We start from the raw sequence: 16,054 nt of genomic DNA on the forward strand, positions 1-16,054 counted from the left end.
TACTCACCCGTTCGCCACTCTCACCAAAACGTAAAAAACGCCCTGGATCCCGTTCGACTTGCATGTGTTAAGCACGCCGCCAGCGTTCGTCCTGAGCCAGGATCAAACTCTCCAAACAAAAACAAAAAGAGAAAAACCAGAACCAACCCAAACAAGCCAGCCCAGCGATCCCAACCAAAAAACAAAAACAAAACAAAACAAAAAAAGGACAAAACAAAAAAACACACTATCGAGTTCACAAACAACACCCACACGATCGTTTTTCTCACCATTTGGTCTCAGTTATGAGTCCAAACATTTCGGGAAATCTACGAAAAGCGTTGAAAAAGGTTCCGTTTCAACTACTTGCTTCGTTGCGGAACCGAGAATCTACTTTAGTAGGTTTTGAATCCCTTGTCAACTGACTTTTTGTGATCCGCACTACCTTGTAGTTCATCCAGTCGGATCGCTCCGATCAGGACCGAGACCAAATTAGTCACTTCCCTAATCCAGAATCAAATTTCGAGCGCGTGAGTTGGCGCACCTTGACATTCGGTCAGTACTGACAACAAACAGGGGGGATTCCCTCTTCAGGAATCCCCCCAGTCAGCCGCTAACGCACAAGCTAGCGACCTCCTCGCGAATCTTAAATACGCTCCATGATTAGTTCACGAACGCGCTTCGCGTCAGCTTGACCTCGCGTTGCCTTCATAACCGGGCCCATCAAAGCGCCGATAGCGGCCATCTTGCCGCCGCGGATCTTCTCCACGACATCCGGGTTATCAGCCATCGCGGCCTCCACAGCCGCGATCAGAGGACCATCGTCGGACACCACGGCCAAGCCGCGGGCATCCACAACCTCAGCGGGGTCTCCCTCGCCAGCCAGGACGCCCTCAAGCACCTGGCGGGCAAGCTTGTCGTTAATCTTGCCGTCATCAACCAACACCTGAAGTTCGGCCACCTGAACCGGGGTCACCGCGAGCTCCTCGAGCTCAACCTCCGCCTCGCGGGCAACACGGGACAGCTCACCCATCCACCACTTACGAGCCGCAGCGGAGGAGGCGCCAGCCGACACCGTATCCTCAATCAAATCCATAGCGCCTGCGTTCACCACATCGCGCATTTCCAGATCAGAGAAGCCCCACTCGTCTCGCAACCTACGGCGACGCACAGCCGGGAGCTCCGGAAGCTCGCCGCGCAAACGCTCAACCCACTCCGGGCTAGCCACAATCGGACCCAGATCCGGATCCGGGAAGTAGCGGTAGTCCTCCGCATCCGATTTATCACGGCCCGCCGAGGTTGTGCCATCCTCCGCATGGAAGTGACGCGTCTGCTGCACTACCTCGCCGCCATCAGCAAGAACCTGCGCCTGGCGAGAGATCTCATAACGCACAGCCTTCTCAATACCGCGGAACGTGTTCACATTCTTTGTCTCGGTGCGCGTACCAAGCGGCGAATCCGGAGTCTCACGAAGCGACACGTTCACATCCGCACGCAGATTACCGCGCTCCATGCGAGCCTCAGAAACGCCGAGTGCCCTCGCAATATCACGCAACGCCTGCACATACTTAGACGCGATCTCCGGAGCGCGAGCACCCGCCCCCTCGATCGGCTTCGTCACGATCTCGATCAGAGGCACCGACGAACGGTTAAAGTCCACCAGTGAGTATGCCGCACCCTGAATACGACCATCCTCCGAACCAATATGCGTGTTCTTACCAGCGTCCTCCTCCACGTGAGCACGCTCAATCTCGACCCGGAATGTATCGCCATCATCCAGCTCAACATCCACCCAGCCGTTATGCGCAACCGCAACCGCAGCCTGCGAAATCTGGTAGGCCTTCGCCAAATCCGGGTAGAAGTAATGCTTACGAGCGAACCGGCTCACCTCTGAAATCTCACAATTCAAAGCAAGCCCTAGACGGATAGCCCACTCGATCGCCGTCTTATTAATCGTCGGCAAAGCACCCGGCAAACCAATCGAAGCTGGCGCAATGTTCGTGTTCGGATCGCCACCAAACTCATTCGGTGACTGGTCAAACATCTTCGTCTTCGTACCCAGCTCGACGTGAACCTCAAGACCCAAAACCGGGTCAAACTTCTCCACAGCCTCGCTGTACTTCATCAACTTGTCCATGACCTAACGATCCTCTCCCTCGCGAACTACACCATCCACGCCCTCAATCATCGGGTTCTTATGCGCCACATCCTCCTGCGACTCAACCACAGCCGCCACGCGGTACATCACATCGTCACCCCGCACCGGGCCAGTCACCTGGAAACCAACCGGAAGACCATGAGCAACACCAGACGGCACAGACATCGCCGGCATACCACCCAAGTTCGCAGGTGTAGTCGTAATATCACTCAAATACATGAGCGTCGGGTCATCCACCTTCTCGCCAAGCTTAAATGCCGTGGTCGGCGAAGTTGGCGACACAATCACGTCAACAGACTCAAACGCCTCCATCAACTGCTCCTGCAGGAGCGTACGCACGCGCATCGCCTGCACAAAATACTTATCGAAAAAGCCCTTCGACAGCATTCGCGTACCGAAAATAATGCGACGCTTCACCTCGGAGCCAAAACCCTCACCTCGGCTAGCCGCAATCAGACGCTCCGATGTGACCGGGGGCTCTGGCTCAGCGCGCAAACCATACCGAACGCCGTCAAACTTAGCGAGGTTCGACGAGGCCTCAGCCGGCATAATCACGTAGTACGCATCCAAAGCAATGCCAAGGAGCGGAAGATCAAGCTCCACAACCTCCGCACCCTTGCCCTTCAAGAACTCGAGCGTGGACTCAAAGCTTGCCACCACGTCGTCCTCATACGCGTCACCAGACAGCTGCTTAACCACGCCAAGCTTCACGCCTTCCAACGGGCGATCCCCTGCCTTCGCAGGCGCCAGGGCGGCCTCCTCCATCGACGGCCACGCATAATCCAACGACACGGCGTCGCGATCATCAAAACCATCAATAACATCCTGCAACGCCGCGGCGTCCGCCACCGTACGTGCCACCGGGCCCGCCTGATCCAGCGAGGACCCAAGAGCAATAATGCCCTGACGCGACACTGCACCATACGTCGGCTTCACACCAACCGTGCCCGTCATTGCAGCAGGCTGACGGATCGAACCACCCGTATCCGAACCAATCGCAAGCGGCACCATAAACGCCGCCACCGCAGCCGCCGAACCCCCACCGGAACCACCCGGAATGCGCTCCAAATCCCACGGATTATGCGTTGGTCCAAAAGCCGAATGCTCGGTTGAGCTACCCATCGCAAACTCATCCATATTCGTCTTACCCACGATGGGAAGCTTCGCGGCCTTAATCTTCTCGACAATCGTCGCATCATACGGAGGAACCCAGCCCTCCAATATTCTCGACGCAGCCGTTGTTGGCACGCCCCGAGTCACAACGTTATCCTTCAGAGCAATCGGCACACCCGCCAGAGGATGCAACTGCTCGCCCGCCGCGCGAGCCTCATCCACCTCGCGAGCCGTCTTAAGTGCGCCCTCCTCATCAACAAACAGGAAAGCATTCACCACCGGATCAACCTCAGCAATACGATCCAGCATCGCGCGAGTGACCTCAACCGACGAAACCTCGCCCTCACGCAACATCTGCGCGAGCTCAAGCGCCGAGCGGAAAACCAAATCAGACTTCGCCATAATTACTCCTCACCCAAAATCTGCGGAACCTGGAACATGCCATCCTCAGCCGCAGGCGCCTGCGCCAAAACCTCTTCACGATCCAGCGTCTGACCAACCTCGTCATCACGCCACACGTTCACCAAAGGAATCGGATTAACCGTCTCCGCAATGCCCTGCGTCTCCCACGCTGCGAGGCGCTCCAAACGCTCCTCCAACGCACCAAGATCACGAGCGAACCCGGTCGTCTCCTCATCGGTCAGGACAATATGAGCCACTTTTGCAATACGGGCGACTTCTTCCCTAGAAATATTCGACATGCGCTCAGTATAAAACCCACAAAAACACAGATGCGAAACCTGTCCAAAAAAATCCGCAACAAGAGCAAAAATGGCAGGATTGCGGGGAAAACACGATTCCGACCCAAAGGAGCAAAACCGGCGGCCTATTCTGCCACTTCCCCTCTCGGATGCAGCAAGACCGGCAGCCTCACACGGTATTCAGACCCAAACCGGCAAAACTAACCCTACTTTTTGCCACTTCCCCTCACGGATGCGAATTGGGTAGCAGATTTAGGTACCAGTTTGGGTCGGGCACGTGGAGAAAGCGCCGCGGGCAGGGCAGTTTGGGTCGGGCACGTAGATAAGCGGTTACCTGATGCGGCGAGCCGCGCCGGCCTCAGGCCTGCATTAGAGTGAAGACATGAGGAAACGCGGGAAGAACCTACTCAATGCGAGCCAAGCACTACGGGTCGCCAAAATTGCCGGCATCACCACCGTAAGCGCACAAATCGCAGCGGCCGTCACGCTCACAGCCGTTGACGAAGTCCGTAAACGTCGCGCCCCCGGAGGCGGCGGCTTCCCCGCCCTCCCCCCGCTAGATACAAACCTAGGTGATAACACCATTCGCACATACACGGAGGGCCGCTCCCTATACTCCGACATGCTCGAAGCGATCGAGAACGCCACCGACTACATCTACTTCGAAACCTTCATCTGGAAATCAGATAAAGTCGGTCAGCGCTTCAAACAAGCACTCATCCGCGCTGCACACCGAGGCGTACAAGTCTTCTGCGCCTTCGACGGCTTCGGCAACCTCGTAGTCAACCCCGCCTTCAAACACTTCCCTAAACACCCCAACCTCCACGTCATCATCCTGCCCGCCATTCGCTCCGGTGTAATCACCCTCGACCCGCGAAAAACCGGACGAGACCACCGCAAGGTCCTTGTCACCGACGGCGAAATCGGATTCATCGGCGGCTACAACATAGGAACGCTCTACGAAACAGAATGGCGAGACACCCACGTGCGCATCCAAGGACCAGCCGTGTGGGAACTCGAAATGGCGTTCGTCGACTACTGGAACGCGAAACGCTGGAACCACATGCCCAAACTCCCCGACCAAGGAGCACGCGCGTGGAACTCCTCCATCTACGCGGCCCTCAACCAGCCGAACAAGATGCTCTTCCCTATCCGAGGCCTCTACATCGACGCCCTCGAACGCGCCAACGACCACGCATTCATCACATCCGCATACTTCATCCCCGACCGCGAAATCTTCGCCTCTCTAGTTGACGCGGCAAAACGCGGAGTCAAAGTCAAAGTGCTTGTACCCAAACGCTCAAACCACGTGGTTGCAGACTGGATCTCTCGCGCATACTACGACGACCTAATCAGTGCTGGCATCGAAATCTGGCAATACGAACACGCCATGATCCACGCAAAAACCGCAACCGTTGATGGACGCTGGTCCACAGTCGGCACCGCAAACATCGACCGGCTCTCAATGTTTGGGAACTACGAAATTAACGTCCAAACCTGGTCCGACGAACACGCAGCGCAAATGGAAACAATCTTCGAAAACGACCTCAGCACTGCATCCAAGCTTCGCGAAGAAGAGTGGCGCGCCCGATCAATGATCACGCGAGGCGTTGAACAACTCCTCAAACCGCTGGGCGTACTCATCTAGGCATCCAAGTCCGCTCGAATCTAGCGGGCTCAAGCCCTACTCTGATCGGCTCAAGCCCAATATAGACGAGGCGGAACAAGCAAGAGGAGGGGCCCAACCAACTGGTTGGGCCCCTCCTCGAAAACTAAAACGACTAGCTAGCGCGGCGCACCCGAGCGCGGCGACGCTTCAGCGTGCGGCGCTCGTCTTCGCTCATGCCACCCCAAACACCGGCGTCCTGGTTATTTTCCAGCGCCCACTGCAAGCACACCTGCTGCACCTCGCAAGTAGCACAAACTTGCTTTGCCTCTGCCGCCTGCGCAATTGCGGGACCAGTGTTACCGATCGGGAAGAACAGTTCCGGGTCAACACTCAGACACGCCGCGCGACTACGCCAATCCATCAATACTCCTAAAGAGCGACACCGCAGGCAAACCCCGCGAACACAAACAACATTTCAATGACGCTATTTAGTCTCACCTACCGGGCAAAGTTACACAAGGGTTATGGAAACGTTTCACACTTTAGAACCGTGTGCAAATAGTCACGTTAACGCGCAGGCGCATCGATTCTGTACCACACCTCACAACAACCCGCCCAATACACTGCGTTCTCCGCTGCACCGAGCTTCACAAACAGAGGTAGTGATGCCGCGCGTAGAACGTGCCTCGCAAGCCTGCCCACCACCGAAACCTCACCCCTCACTGGCTGATATCCACCAGAAAGCAAGACCGTCTCATTCACCTCCACTACCTCACGACCGCTCCTCGCCGCCTCGAATAGGACCTGATTTTTCAGATCAGGCGGGCACTCACCCAACAACCATACGCGCTCATCTGAGTTGCCCTCATGCGCCAAGAGCACTTTACCTCCGGTCGAAAGAGCACCCTTCTGTACGCGGGTCAATATGCTTTCTGCGGGGCTGATCGGACGCACCACCTCCAGCATGGCGGCGCCTTCCGAATCCACAATGCTGACCGCGGCGCCCTCAAACCCGCCCCATGAGTGAGCGATTAAACCCTTAGCTCCTGTCCGCACCAGCCCCATACCTCGAGCCTGTTGTGCAGTCACCTTCACGAGGCTTCGCCGCCACGTCCTCACCAATGAATAATCGTCAGCGCTAACCCGTGCCACAACCCCTGCTGCACGTTCCATCCACTCACGCAACCATTCTTGACCTTGAGCAAAGCCTAAGTCATCAATGGCGCGAAGCAGTGCGCCTAAATCCGCAACCACCACGGGTACTCGCTTGCGCGCGGCGAAATCCATCTGATGGAGCGCTTCAAACACCTGTTGCTGCTGCGCCGGTATATATAGCGCCCCGCACGCACTTGCTATCTTTTCTAACAGCTCCCCCTCGTCGGTGACGACCGCGATTTTCTCCTCCTCCAGCCGCAGCGGCCGATATGTCCTGCCCGCAACGTCGTCCAGCCACCCAATAATCGGACCACCTTCACGGCCGACACTTGGCGAATCGACCTCGCGCGCCAAATCTGCACTGAAACCTGGTGAAACCAGCTCGGGAAGCCGAGGCCGCCAAAGCGCAGGCACCGCGCCCTCGCTGACGGTTTCTTGAAGCGCCCCCAGGTTCGATTCCAAATGCGACAAGTAAGCCCACTGCACCTCTTTTATTGAACCAGCGTCCACCACTGCGCGGCCCGGCACTCGTGGCAGCTCGGAAGCCGCACCACTTGCCACCATCTCCAGAGAATCAGCCACGCTGGCCGTACGCAGACAGACGCGAAGGGTCAGGTTTGCGCGCATTGACGGAGTAACCACACCGCCCGGACTTTGCGTTGCCGCAATCAAATGCATTCCCAGCGAGCGCCCTCGAGCCGCCAAATCCACCAGGCTTTCAAGCGTTTCCGGATGCGTCCTAATCATCGCGCGAAACTCATCAATCAGGCACACAATGCGCGCCGGACAGTCATTTGGGCTTAGCTGCTCCCACTGGTCAACACTTACGAATTGGCGCGCCGCGAGAGCTTCCTCGCGCGCCCGCAATTCCGCATCTAACCCGGCTATCGCCCGCGCTGTGTCATCGGGAGCCAGGTCTGTGAGGAGCTGCTCGGCGTGAGGTAGCTGCGCTAGATCACGAAATGTCGCCCCTCCCTTGTAGTCGATCAATACCAGCCGTAACTTCGACGGGTCCTTCTTGCGGCACATCTGCACGATCCACGTGCGAAGCGCCTCTGATTTTCCCGACCCTGTTGTTCCAGCCACGAGGGCGTGGGGCCCGTCCTTCACCAAATCCACGAACTCTATTCCGGCCTCGCTACTTCCAATCGGAACCGACAGATCTGGCCCGGCTATCGGCGCTGGCAAATCTTCAACGAGCACGCGAGTTGGTATCTGCGCCTCAGATACTCCCTCGCGGACTGGTAACACCGGACGCAGTGGAACTCCCGGCGGGCATTCGACGCGATGGTCTGCCACGTGTTCCGAGGCGGTCAAAACTGTGAGTAGAGCCGCCCCATCCTCGTCCCTCAACACGCTTTGGGATTGCCTTAGGACCTGGGCGTCAATACCGTTTTCTCGCGCGTATACGAGTGCTTGAGACAGTACCCACGGCGCCCACTCTTTCCCATCTGACAAAGCGAGCGACTCACCTAGACGAACCGATACCACCGCGCCCGGCGAGAAGTGCAACCTTCCGAGCACATAGCGAAGCCTTCTCAACAAGGGAACGCTGCATGACGTCCATGTCGGCGCCGCAGAAAAATCTATCTCCATCTCCTTCGAGCTACCCCAAGAAGGCGCCTTTTCTGACGACGAAGTTGCCGCGCCGGCTCGCCCCCGCGCAGGCATTGAAAGACCGTACAGAATACCCCAACGACAGTGCGGTTTACGTCGGCTTCGCAACGCCAGTACAACGTAGCTGATCGCGAATGCCATCAGCACAACAACCATGGTTGCTGCTTGCCATCCCCACAGGCGACCTATCAGCCAAATCAACGAAAGCAGTGGTAGCAGCAGGAGAAACCCGCGCTTGTTCATTGGCCGCGCTCCGCCCCATTCGAGCGCCTTCTGTAAGTTCATTGTCGAAGGGCGCGAGCGAACCTGCCAGAGGTTGCCTCCCACGGAGAAAACCCGGCCAGGGGCCACCTTTGCCGAAGCTAAATCCACATTGGAACTATCGGGTGTCCTCGTTATTGAACGCAAGACAACCCACGACCGAGCAAACCCTGGCAGTAGCGCGGCTTTTCTACCGACCGCGAAACCGTTCGCGGAACCCAGATCTCGCAACGCCACCTCGAAACCGCCACGACTGTATATGCCGTCCACCTGCAAGTGTCTGCGTGAAGTGAGTGGGTCTTTCACTTGCACATCTCCACTTCGGCCCATAATCACCGGTTTAGAGGTCACGGGGAACCCTAAACCAGCGTCAGGACCGGCAATGCAGAGCACATGAAGCGGGGAAGAGAGCAGATCATTCACGCTTACACTCAAGCCTGCGCTAACGGCCAAGGCCAGAAGGTCTTTCACAGCTGGGGAAACTGCTTCACTTCATTCGCCTGTGAATAAGGGATGAGTGGTTACCGGTTTCTATGTCCGTGGTTTGAGGTAAGAATTAGGGCATGACTGAAAGCACGTTGGAACCACTGAGCGGCCGCGACGAATCCGGCGAGTTCTCACAGAAAACCCCAAAAACCACAAGTGAAGGCGGGACGCCCAGTGAGCGTGCCCGCGAGCGGTGGGGTGAGCTCGTAGAGATTATTGAGCAGGCGCGTGGATCGTACTATCAGGAAGACTCCCCCACGCTCGCCGACGCTGAATACGACGCGCTGTACCGCGAGCTGGAGGATCTTGAGCGGCAGTATCCATCTCTTCAAACTCAAGATTCTCCTACCCAATCGGTTGGCGGCTTTGCATCCGATGCTTTCAGCAAGGTCACTCACGAGATACCGATGCTCTCTTTGGATGACGTGTTCTCTGTAGAAGAAGCCCACGCGTGGATGGACCGTTGTATGAATGCACTGGGCGTGCAAACCATGCCAATGACCGCAGAGGTTAAAGTAGACGGCCTTGCCGTTTCAATCCTCTACGTGAATGGCAAGCTACAACGCGCGGCAACCCGTGGTAACGGAAGCGTTGGTGAGGATGTCACCGCGAACGTCCTCACCATTAAGAAAGTGCCAGCCCAGCTCAGTGGCGAAAACGTGCCCGAGCGGGTGGAGGTGCGCGGGGAAATTTTCTTTCCCACTAAGGATTTCGAGGAATACAACAGCGCGCGAGCCGAGGCTGGACTCAAACAGTTTGTTAATGCGCGCAACGCCGCTGCCGGGTCGCTTCGCCAAAAAGATGCGGCTGAAACCGCGAAGAGGCCTCTTGCCATGGTGTGTCACGGTATAGGCGTTTTTGAGGGCTCGCAGCGCACCCCACATTCCCAGCACGAGTGGTACGAGCTCATCGCTAGCTGGGGACTCCCCACCTCCTCCTATACACGAGTGGTGCGAAGCCACGACGAGGTTGATTATTTCATTCGCGAATACGGCGAAAAGCGTAGCAGCCTGGACTACGGCATAGATGGTGTTGTACTCAAAGTTGATTCGAGGGAGAGTCAGCAAGCGCTGGGTACAACATCGCGCGCTCCCAGGTGGGCAACCGCTTACAAATACCCACCCCAGGAAGTGCACACACGCCTGCTTGACATACGCACCCAAGTGGGCCGCACGGGGCGAGTCACCCCATTTGGAGTCATGGAAAAAGTGCTGGTTGACGGCTCCCACGTGTCTCGCGCTACCTTGCACAACGCGTCCGAAGTGAAACGCAAAGGTGTGCTAATTGGTGACCTCATCGTGCTTCGCAAAGCCGGAGACATCATTCCCGAAATCGTTGCGCCCGTTGAGGACGCGCGCGACGGAACCGAACGCAAGTTCATCATGCCCTCCAACTGCCCATCATGCGGGGCCCATTTAGCTCCCGCAAAAGAAGGAGACATTGATCTGCGCTGCCTCAACTTCGAAAAATGTCCGGCGCAGCTAACCGAACGGATCGCGTACATCGGCTCTCGCAAAGCCCTTGATATCGAGGGGCTCGGCGAAGAGGCTTCCCTTGCCCTCACTCAGCCCGAGTTAGATCGAGAAGAGGTGGCAGCGGCCCTGGTCTCTGGGGAGGCGGTATTACTTGCGGATGGAACCGTGCTCCAGCTTGACTCATCCCAGGTTGAAACGCTTGGTCACGCGGACGAGATCACCGCCGCGGAAAGCCTTTTGCCGACACCACAGAAACCGGCTCTTGCTACAGCCGCTGACCTCTTCGACCTCAATGCCGAGACCGTGCGAGATGTGTGCGTCTGGAGAAGGCGCGCGTTCCCTACAAACATCGCGAAAGAAGTTGGCGTTAAAGAAGGCTGGCAGCAGGTTCGTTACTTCTACACTGCGGGCGTTCGCGACGCTGCCGGCGGAGGTTGGAAAACCGAGCCGCGTCCCACAAAAACCTTCGAAAAGATCATCAGCGAACTCGAGCGCGCCAAAGACGAACCGCTTTGGCGGGTACTCGTTGCATTCTCTATCAGACACGTTGGCCCCCAAGCTGCCCAAGCACTTGCAAACCGCTTCAGTTCGGTAGACGAAATCGTGAACACACCGGTTGAGGATCTCGCTCAAGTTGACGGAATAGGGCCTGAGATTGCAGGCGCCGTATCCGACTGGTTCATGCTCGAAGCCCACCGAGACCTCGTTCAAAAGTGGGGTGCTGCAGGTGTACGCATGGAAGCTAAACAAACCGAAGAGCTTGCGCAAACCCTCGCCGGCCTTACCATCGTCGTATCTGGAACCGTTCCCAACTACGATCGCGAAAGCGCCAAAGCAGCGGTTACCGCGCGAGGAGCCAAAGCCACCTCCTCAGTATCCAAGAAGACGAGCCTTGTAGTTGCAGGACCAGGAGCAGGATCCAAGGAAACCAAAGCCGAAGAACTTGGGATTCCAGTTATCGATTCAAACCTCTTCGATGCACTTCTTGCGGGAGGGGTACAAGCCGTCGGGCTTCAAGATGACGCAGGCGAATAGGCGCTAGAAGCCTAGAAACCAAAGGAACACGAACGAGCGGCGACTTTCTGCATCATTGCTGTCAGCTGTCCAGGTTTGCGGTCACCTGCACTATTGTGCCCGGTCCGTGCTTGCGCCTGTCCCAAGTGATAGTGCCCGCAAGCTCGCCGGCAACTACCGTTGACACGATCTGGGTTCCCAGCCCCGACTTGGCCCTATCCGGCTCAATACCGAGCCCATCATCAGACACGGTCACCTCAAGCCTGCGCCCGTTACGCTCGGCCTCAATACTTACCAGGCCGCCATAGTCGCGATAGCCGTGCTCAACCGAGTTTGTCACCAGCTCCGTTAATACTGTTGCCAAGGCTTGCGCCGCATCTGCATTTACCTTGCCGAAGTGGCCTCGCACATCAACGCTCACCTGCTGGTTAGTCTTAGCCAGTACTACCGCCAGGTGTAAAACCTTCTTAGCAACCTCGTCGAAATCAACGGTCTCGTCAACATTTTGCGAAAGCGCCGCGTGGACCGTAGCGATGGTGGTCACGCGCCGCTCTGCCTCTGAAAGCGCTGCGCGCACCTCCTCACTATCGGAGCGTCGTGCCTGCAGTCTGATCAACGCCGAAACCGTCTGCAGGTTGTTTTTCACGCGGTGATGAATCTCGCGAATCGTGGCATCTTTTGTCATCAGTTCAAGCTCGCGTCGTCTCATCTCCGACACGTCACGCGTTAACAAAACCGCGCCCACACGCTTATCACCTTCAAGTAGCGGCAACGCGCGCATTGTGACCGTAGCGCGCGTAGACTCCACCTCTGTCCTCCACGCCGCTTTACCCGTGACGACAACCGCGAGCGTCTCTTCAATAGTCTGATCCTGCTTCAATACGTCCGTCACATCTTCAATCAGCAAACGACCAACAGGGTTTTGCCGGATACCAAGCCTGCGCAAACAAGACACCGCATTCGGTGTCACCTCTTGCACCACGCCCTCGAAATCTAAAAGAAGCGCACCATCCATCACGCGCGGCTGGCCGTGAGTTACCGAAACCGGCGTTGCGTCATACGGGTACTCACCGCAGGTAATCATCTTGCACAACATATCTGCCGCGTGAGGTGTCCAAGTCTCCGCTCCCCCCAAGAAACCGGGCGAGGACAGGTTGGTTTCCCGCGTAATCACTGCAATTGCACGTCCACTACGGACCACCGGGATCGCAACTTCACTCATCGAATACGTCCCCACCCAACGTGCGCCAGGAGGCGATGCAATCTGGCAGGTCTCCATCGCTTCCTCCAGGAGCGTTTGCCTGGACGGCTGGATATACATGTCAACCACGTCATCCATGTGGATCGTTGAAGCCGTAGCCGGGCGCGCGTGAGCGACCGCAAGGAAACGCCCATCATGCGTGCGCACCCACATCACCAGATCAGCGCCAGCCAGGTCCGAAACCACCTGCCAATCAGCGAGAATAAGGTGAAGCCAATCCAAATCCTCGTGGTGGAGATTAGAACGAGCAGCGACCTGCGCAAGATCAGTCAACGTATGCATAGTCATACCTTAAAACAATGAGGTCCCACGCACCTTCACACGGCCTACTACTCGGCCATCCCATGCGAAACGTAGTTGCCCCCACGATAATGGATATAAATCGCGTTCGAATCTACCCTTGGAGGAACGCCATGGACTTTCATACATCTGTTTGTTACCCGGCCAACCTCGCCGCCGTGCAGCGACTTTTCCAAAGCGAGGACTTCTTCAAGGCGCGTGCCGCTGGCTCACCAGCCTCAGTGGAATCCGTGCACGTCGAGGCCCTCATCAGTGAAATCCGGGTCACCACCAAGGCCCGCATTGATGCGGCCGTCATCGACCTGCCGGCGGTTGCGCAGCGATTCATTCCCTCCTCAGGGATTGAAATCACAATAACCGAAACCTGGAATACAAGCGACAACACGGGCGTTATCCAAGTGCATGCCGATAGCCTGCCGGTTTCGATGTCCGCCACCTGTGCTTTCATTGAAGAAGACGAGGCCGTGAGGCGTGATGTCAACGGAAAACTGAAGGTTAACGTGCCGATCATCGGAGGCAAGCTTGAGCAGAAGGCGGTTGCGGAGGTTTCTAAAATCGCCAAGCATGAGCAAGAGATTGCCAGCCAATACTTGGTGTGACCGCCATGTGCAGCGCACGCTTGACGCTGTTGCTACGAGTATGTACGCCTCGAGGCACCAACCGCACGCTGAAACCACACACTTACACATACGGGAAGAGGAGACCATGAGTGATCAAGAAAAATATCTCTGGCTAGAGAGAGTAGGAAAAGGCTCATACCTAGGTAAGAACTCGCGCGGACTCACCGTGCCCATCGGACATGGCGAGGACGAATTCACCCCTGGGGATTTGCTTCGACTTGCCCTCGCCGGTTGTAATGCGACGAGTTCAGATTCTCGATTCGCCGCCGCACTTGGTGACGACTATCAAGCCACCGTGGGGGTTGAGAGCGACTACGATGAGGCCGAGAACCGCTTCACTAAGCTCGTTGTGGAGATCGTGACTGACATGAGCGGACTCAGCAACGAGGAGCGCGAACAACTAGAAAGCCGCGTACACCGCGCCATCGAGAAGCGCTGCACCATCGGCAATACGCTACGACACGGTGCGGAAAACAGCGCGGTAATCACCTGCGAGAGCGCCGAGTAACACCAACTACGCGACAGTTGTTCTAAAGAGGAGGAACGTCATGGGCATTGTCAAGAAAGCAAAGAACGGCACCCGGGCCGTGGCCGAAGGGCTCGCGACCACTCGGCGGTTTGTTAAAGACTTGCGGGGAGCTAACTCCATCCAGGATGTTATAGACGCGATGATCGATATACCCACCTCGCGGATTGAGAACAAAGTCAATCAACTACGCGCCAAGCATCCCGGCGCCACGCCCGCCGAAATACAGGAGATAGTTACCAAACAGTTCCGCAAACTCGCAGCCTCTACGTCCGGAGCTGCGGGCGCGGCTGCAGCTGTACCAGGCCTTGGAACCGCAGCCGCGCTTGGCCTTTCTTCCGCACAACTAACCGGTTTCGTATCCGAAGCTGGTTACTACGTGCTCACTCTCGCTCACATTCACGGCATTCCCTTGGAAGACAAAGACAAACGCCGACTCCTGGTCTTGACCGCACTGATGGGCGAACAAGGTGAACAAATCGCAACCTCGCAGTTTGGCTTCACCACGCTTACCGCACTCAAGGGTTACGCTAGCGACGTGCAGCGCCAAACCATTAATCAGGTCAATCGAAAACTGGCGAAGATGGCCGCTAAACGAGCTGCACGCAAAGGCACGACCGCGATGCTAGGAAGGCTCATGCCATACGGAATAGGCGCGGGCCTCGGCTGGGTGATTGGACGGTCCATGGCGGGCAACGTCATTGACGGGGCCATCAATGCGCTGGGTACTCCTCCCGCAACCTTCAGCTACCCCGTCACCATCGATGTCGAAGCGAACCCGCAAGAGATTAACATGAACCAGTGAAAGCCTGCGGCCGCCCTGGGCACGTTGATGTTTACCTCCGGGTGGCGAGGACCGGCCAAGCGCCCGCGTTCAAGCAGTGGACGAGCTAGCGATTTTTTAGATCATCCCCGCAAATGTGGATAATCTGAGAAAGTGAGCCCCGCGACCGCCTCCAAAATCGAAATATCGAGGACCAATGAATACGCAGTACGAAGACCTACTCCGAGATGTCAAGAGTAACGGGACGCCCAAAGGTGATCGGACCGGAACCGGCACCGTATCGGTATTTGGCAGGCAGCTGCGGTTCAATCTGCAAGAAGGCTTCCCCCTAATCACCACCAAACGCGTGCACCTAAAGTCGGTAGTTGGGGAACTGCTGTGGTTCTTGCAGGGCGATTCAAACGTGCGTTGGCTACAAGAAAATGGGATCCGTATCTGGAACGAATGGGCGGACGAGGATGGCGAGCTTGGGCCGGTATACGGCGTCCAATGGCGATCCTGGCCCACGCCAAACGGCGATCACATCGACCAGTTGGCTGGCGTGCTCGAAACGCTTAAGAGCGACCCTGATTCGCGGCGTATGATCGTATCCGCGTGGAATGTTGCAGAACTGGACAAAATGGCACTCGCACCATGCCACGCTTTCTTCCAGCTTTACGTGGCAGATGGCAAACTGTCGCTCCAGATCTACCAGCGATCCGCTGACCTGTTCCTCGGCGTGCCCTTCAACATCGCCTCATACGCACTCCTTACGCACATGATCGCGCAGCAGGCCAACCTGGAAGTTGGCGACCTCATTTGGACGGGCGGCGACTGCCACATTTACACCAACCACTTTGAGCAAGTGCGCACCCAACTTGAGCGTGAAGCATATCCTTTCCCGACCCTTGCGCTGCGCAAAGCGAAAGACCTCTTTAGCTACACCTTCGACGACATCACCGTAGAGAACTACCGGCATCACCCCACCATCAAAGCGTCTGTCGCCGTTTAAGCCG

12 protein-coding genes and 1 rRNA gene are annotated in these 16,054 nt (G+C 56.8%); 6 read left to right on the top strand and 7 right to left on the bottom strand.

Annotation, left to right across the window (positions count from 1 at the left end):
- The 4 genes from BQ7114_RS00510 to gatC all read right to left on the bottom strand — a co-directional run.
- Positions 1-118, bottom strand: a 16S ribosomal RNA gene (locus BQ7114_RS00510); the annotation flags it as partial.
- Positions 119-625: 507 nt separating this feature from the next.
- The gene (gatB, locus tag BQ7114_RS00515) at positions 626-2,116 is read right to left on the bottom strand and encodes an Asp-tRNA(Asn)/Glu-tRNA(Gln) amidotransferase subunit GatB (protein ID WP_072340524.1); all 1,491 of its coding nucleotides are present in this window, start codon (positions 2,114-2,116) and stop codon (positions 626-628) included.
- A gap of 3 nt (positions 2,117-2,119) precedes the next feature.
- On the bottom strand, positions 2,120-3,652 hold the full coding sequence (gatA, locus tag BQ7114_RS00520; RefSeq protein WP_072340527.1) for an Asp-tRNA(Asn)/Glu-tRNA(Gln) amidotransferase subunit GatA: 1,533 nt from the start codon (positions 3,650-3,652) through the stop codon (positions 2,120-2,122).
- 2 nt (positions 3,653-3,654) lie between these two features.
- Positions 3,655-3,951 carry an Asp-tRNA(Asn)/Glu-tRNA(Gln) amidotransferase subunit GatC gene (gene gatC, locus BQ7114_RS00525; RefSeq protein ID WP_072340531.1) on the bottom strand — a complete coding sequence of 99 codons (297 nt, stop codon included), beginning with the start codon at positions 3,949-3,951 and terminating at the stop codon, positions 3,655-3,657.
- A 382-nt stretch (positions 3,952-4,333) separates the two neighbouring features.
- Between gatC and BQ7114_RS00530 the strand changes: the two genes are divergently transcribed.
- A complete protein-coding gene (locus BQ7114_RS00530; RefSeq protein ID WP_072340534.1) occupies positions 4,334-5,599 on the top strand; it encodes a phospholipase D-like domain-containing protein in 1,266 nt (421 codons plus the stop codon).
- A 133-nt stretch (positions 5,600-5,732) separates the two neighbouring features.
- Here BQ7114_RS00530 and BQ7114_RS00535 read toward each other — a convergent pair whose 3' ends face one another.
- Together BQ7114_RS00535 and BQ7114_RS00540 are read right to left on the bottom strand one after the other, a co-directional pair.
- A complete protein-coding gene (locus BQ7114_RS00535) occupies positions 5,733-5,981 on the bottom strand; it encodes a WhiB family transcriptional regulator (protein WP_034509141.1) in 249 nt (82 codons plus the stop codon).
- A gap of 146 nt (positions 5,982-6,127) precedes the next feature.
- Positions 6,128-8,899, bottom strand: a complete 2,772-nt coding sequence (locus BQ7114_RS00540) for an FtsK/SpoIIIE domain-containing protein (RefSeq protein WP_195906684.1) — start codon at positions 8,897-8,899, stop codon at positions 6,128-6,130.
- A 257-nt stretch (positions 8,900-9,156) separates the two neighbouring features.
- On the opposite strand from BQ7114_RS00540, the gene ligA reads away from it, so the two are divergent.
- Positions 9,157-11,589 carry an NAD-dependent DNA ligase LigA gene (gene ligA / locus BQ7114_RS00545; protein ID WP_072340540.1) on the top strand — a complete coding sequence of 811 codons (2,433 nt, stop codon included), beginning with the start codon at positions 9,157-9,159 and terminating at the stop codon, positions 11,587-11,589.
- 61 nt (positions 11,590-11,650) lie between these two features.
- On the opposite strand, the gene BQ7114_RS00550 is transcribed toward ligA, so the two are convergent.
- Positions 11,651-13,111, bottom strand: coding sequence for a sensor histidine kinase (locus BQ7114_RS00550; RefSeq protein WP_072340887.1), 1,461 nt, complete (start codon positions 13,109-13,111; stop codon positions 11,651-11,653).
- 131 nt (positions 13,112-13,242) lie between these two features.
- On the opposite strand from BQ7114_RS00550, the gene BQ7114_RS00555 reads away from it, so the two are divergent.
- The 4 genes from BQ7114_RS00555 to BQ7114_RS00570 all read left to right on the top strand — a co-directional run bounded on the left by BQ7114_RS00555 (position 13,243) and on the right by BQ7114_RS00570 (position 16,050).
- Entirely contained in the window at positions 13,243-13,728 is a 486-nt protein-coding gene (locus BQ7114_RS00555) for a DUF2505 domain-containing protein (protein WP_072340543.1), read from the top strand.
- A 106-nt stretch (positions 13,729-13,834) separates the two neighbouring features.
- The gene (locus tag BQ7114_RS00560) at positions 13,835-14,257 is read left to right on the top strand and encodes an OsmC family protein (protein WP_072340545.1); all 423 of its coding nucleotides are present in this window, start codon (positions 13,835-13,837) and stop codon (positions 14,255-14,257) included.
- A gap of 40 nt (positions 14,258-14,297) precedes the next feature.
- Entirely contained in the window at positions 14,298-15,080 is a 783-nt protein-coding gene (locus tag BQ7114_RS00565; RefSeq protein WP_072340549.1) for a hypothetical protein, read from the top strand.
- A gap of 175 nt (positions 15,081-15,255) precedes the next feature.
- Positions 15,256-16,050: a thymidylate synthase gene (locus BQ7114_RS00570; RefSeq protein ID WP_072340552.1), complete on the top strand. Its 795-nt coding sequence runs from the start codon at positions 15,256-15,258 to the stop codon at positions 16,048-16,050.
- Positions 16,051-16,054: the final 4 nt, after the last annotated feature.

The organism is Actinomyces urinae, from assembly GCF_900119695.1.
Classification (GTDB): Bacteria; Actinomycetota; Actinomycetes; order Actinomycetales; family Actinomycetaceae; genus Gleimia; species Gleimia urinae.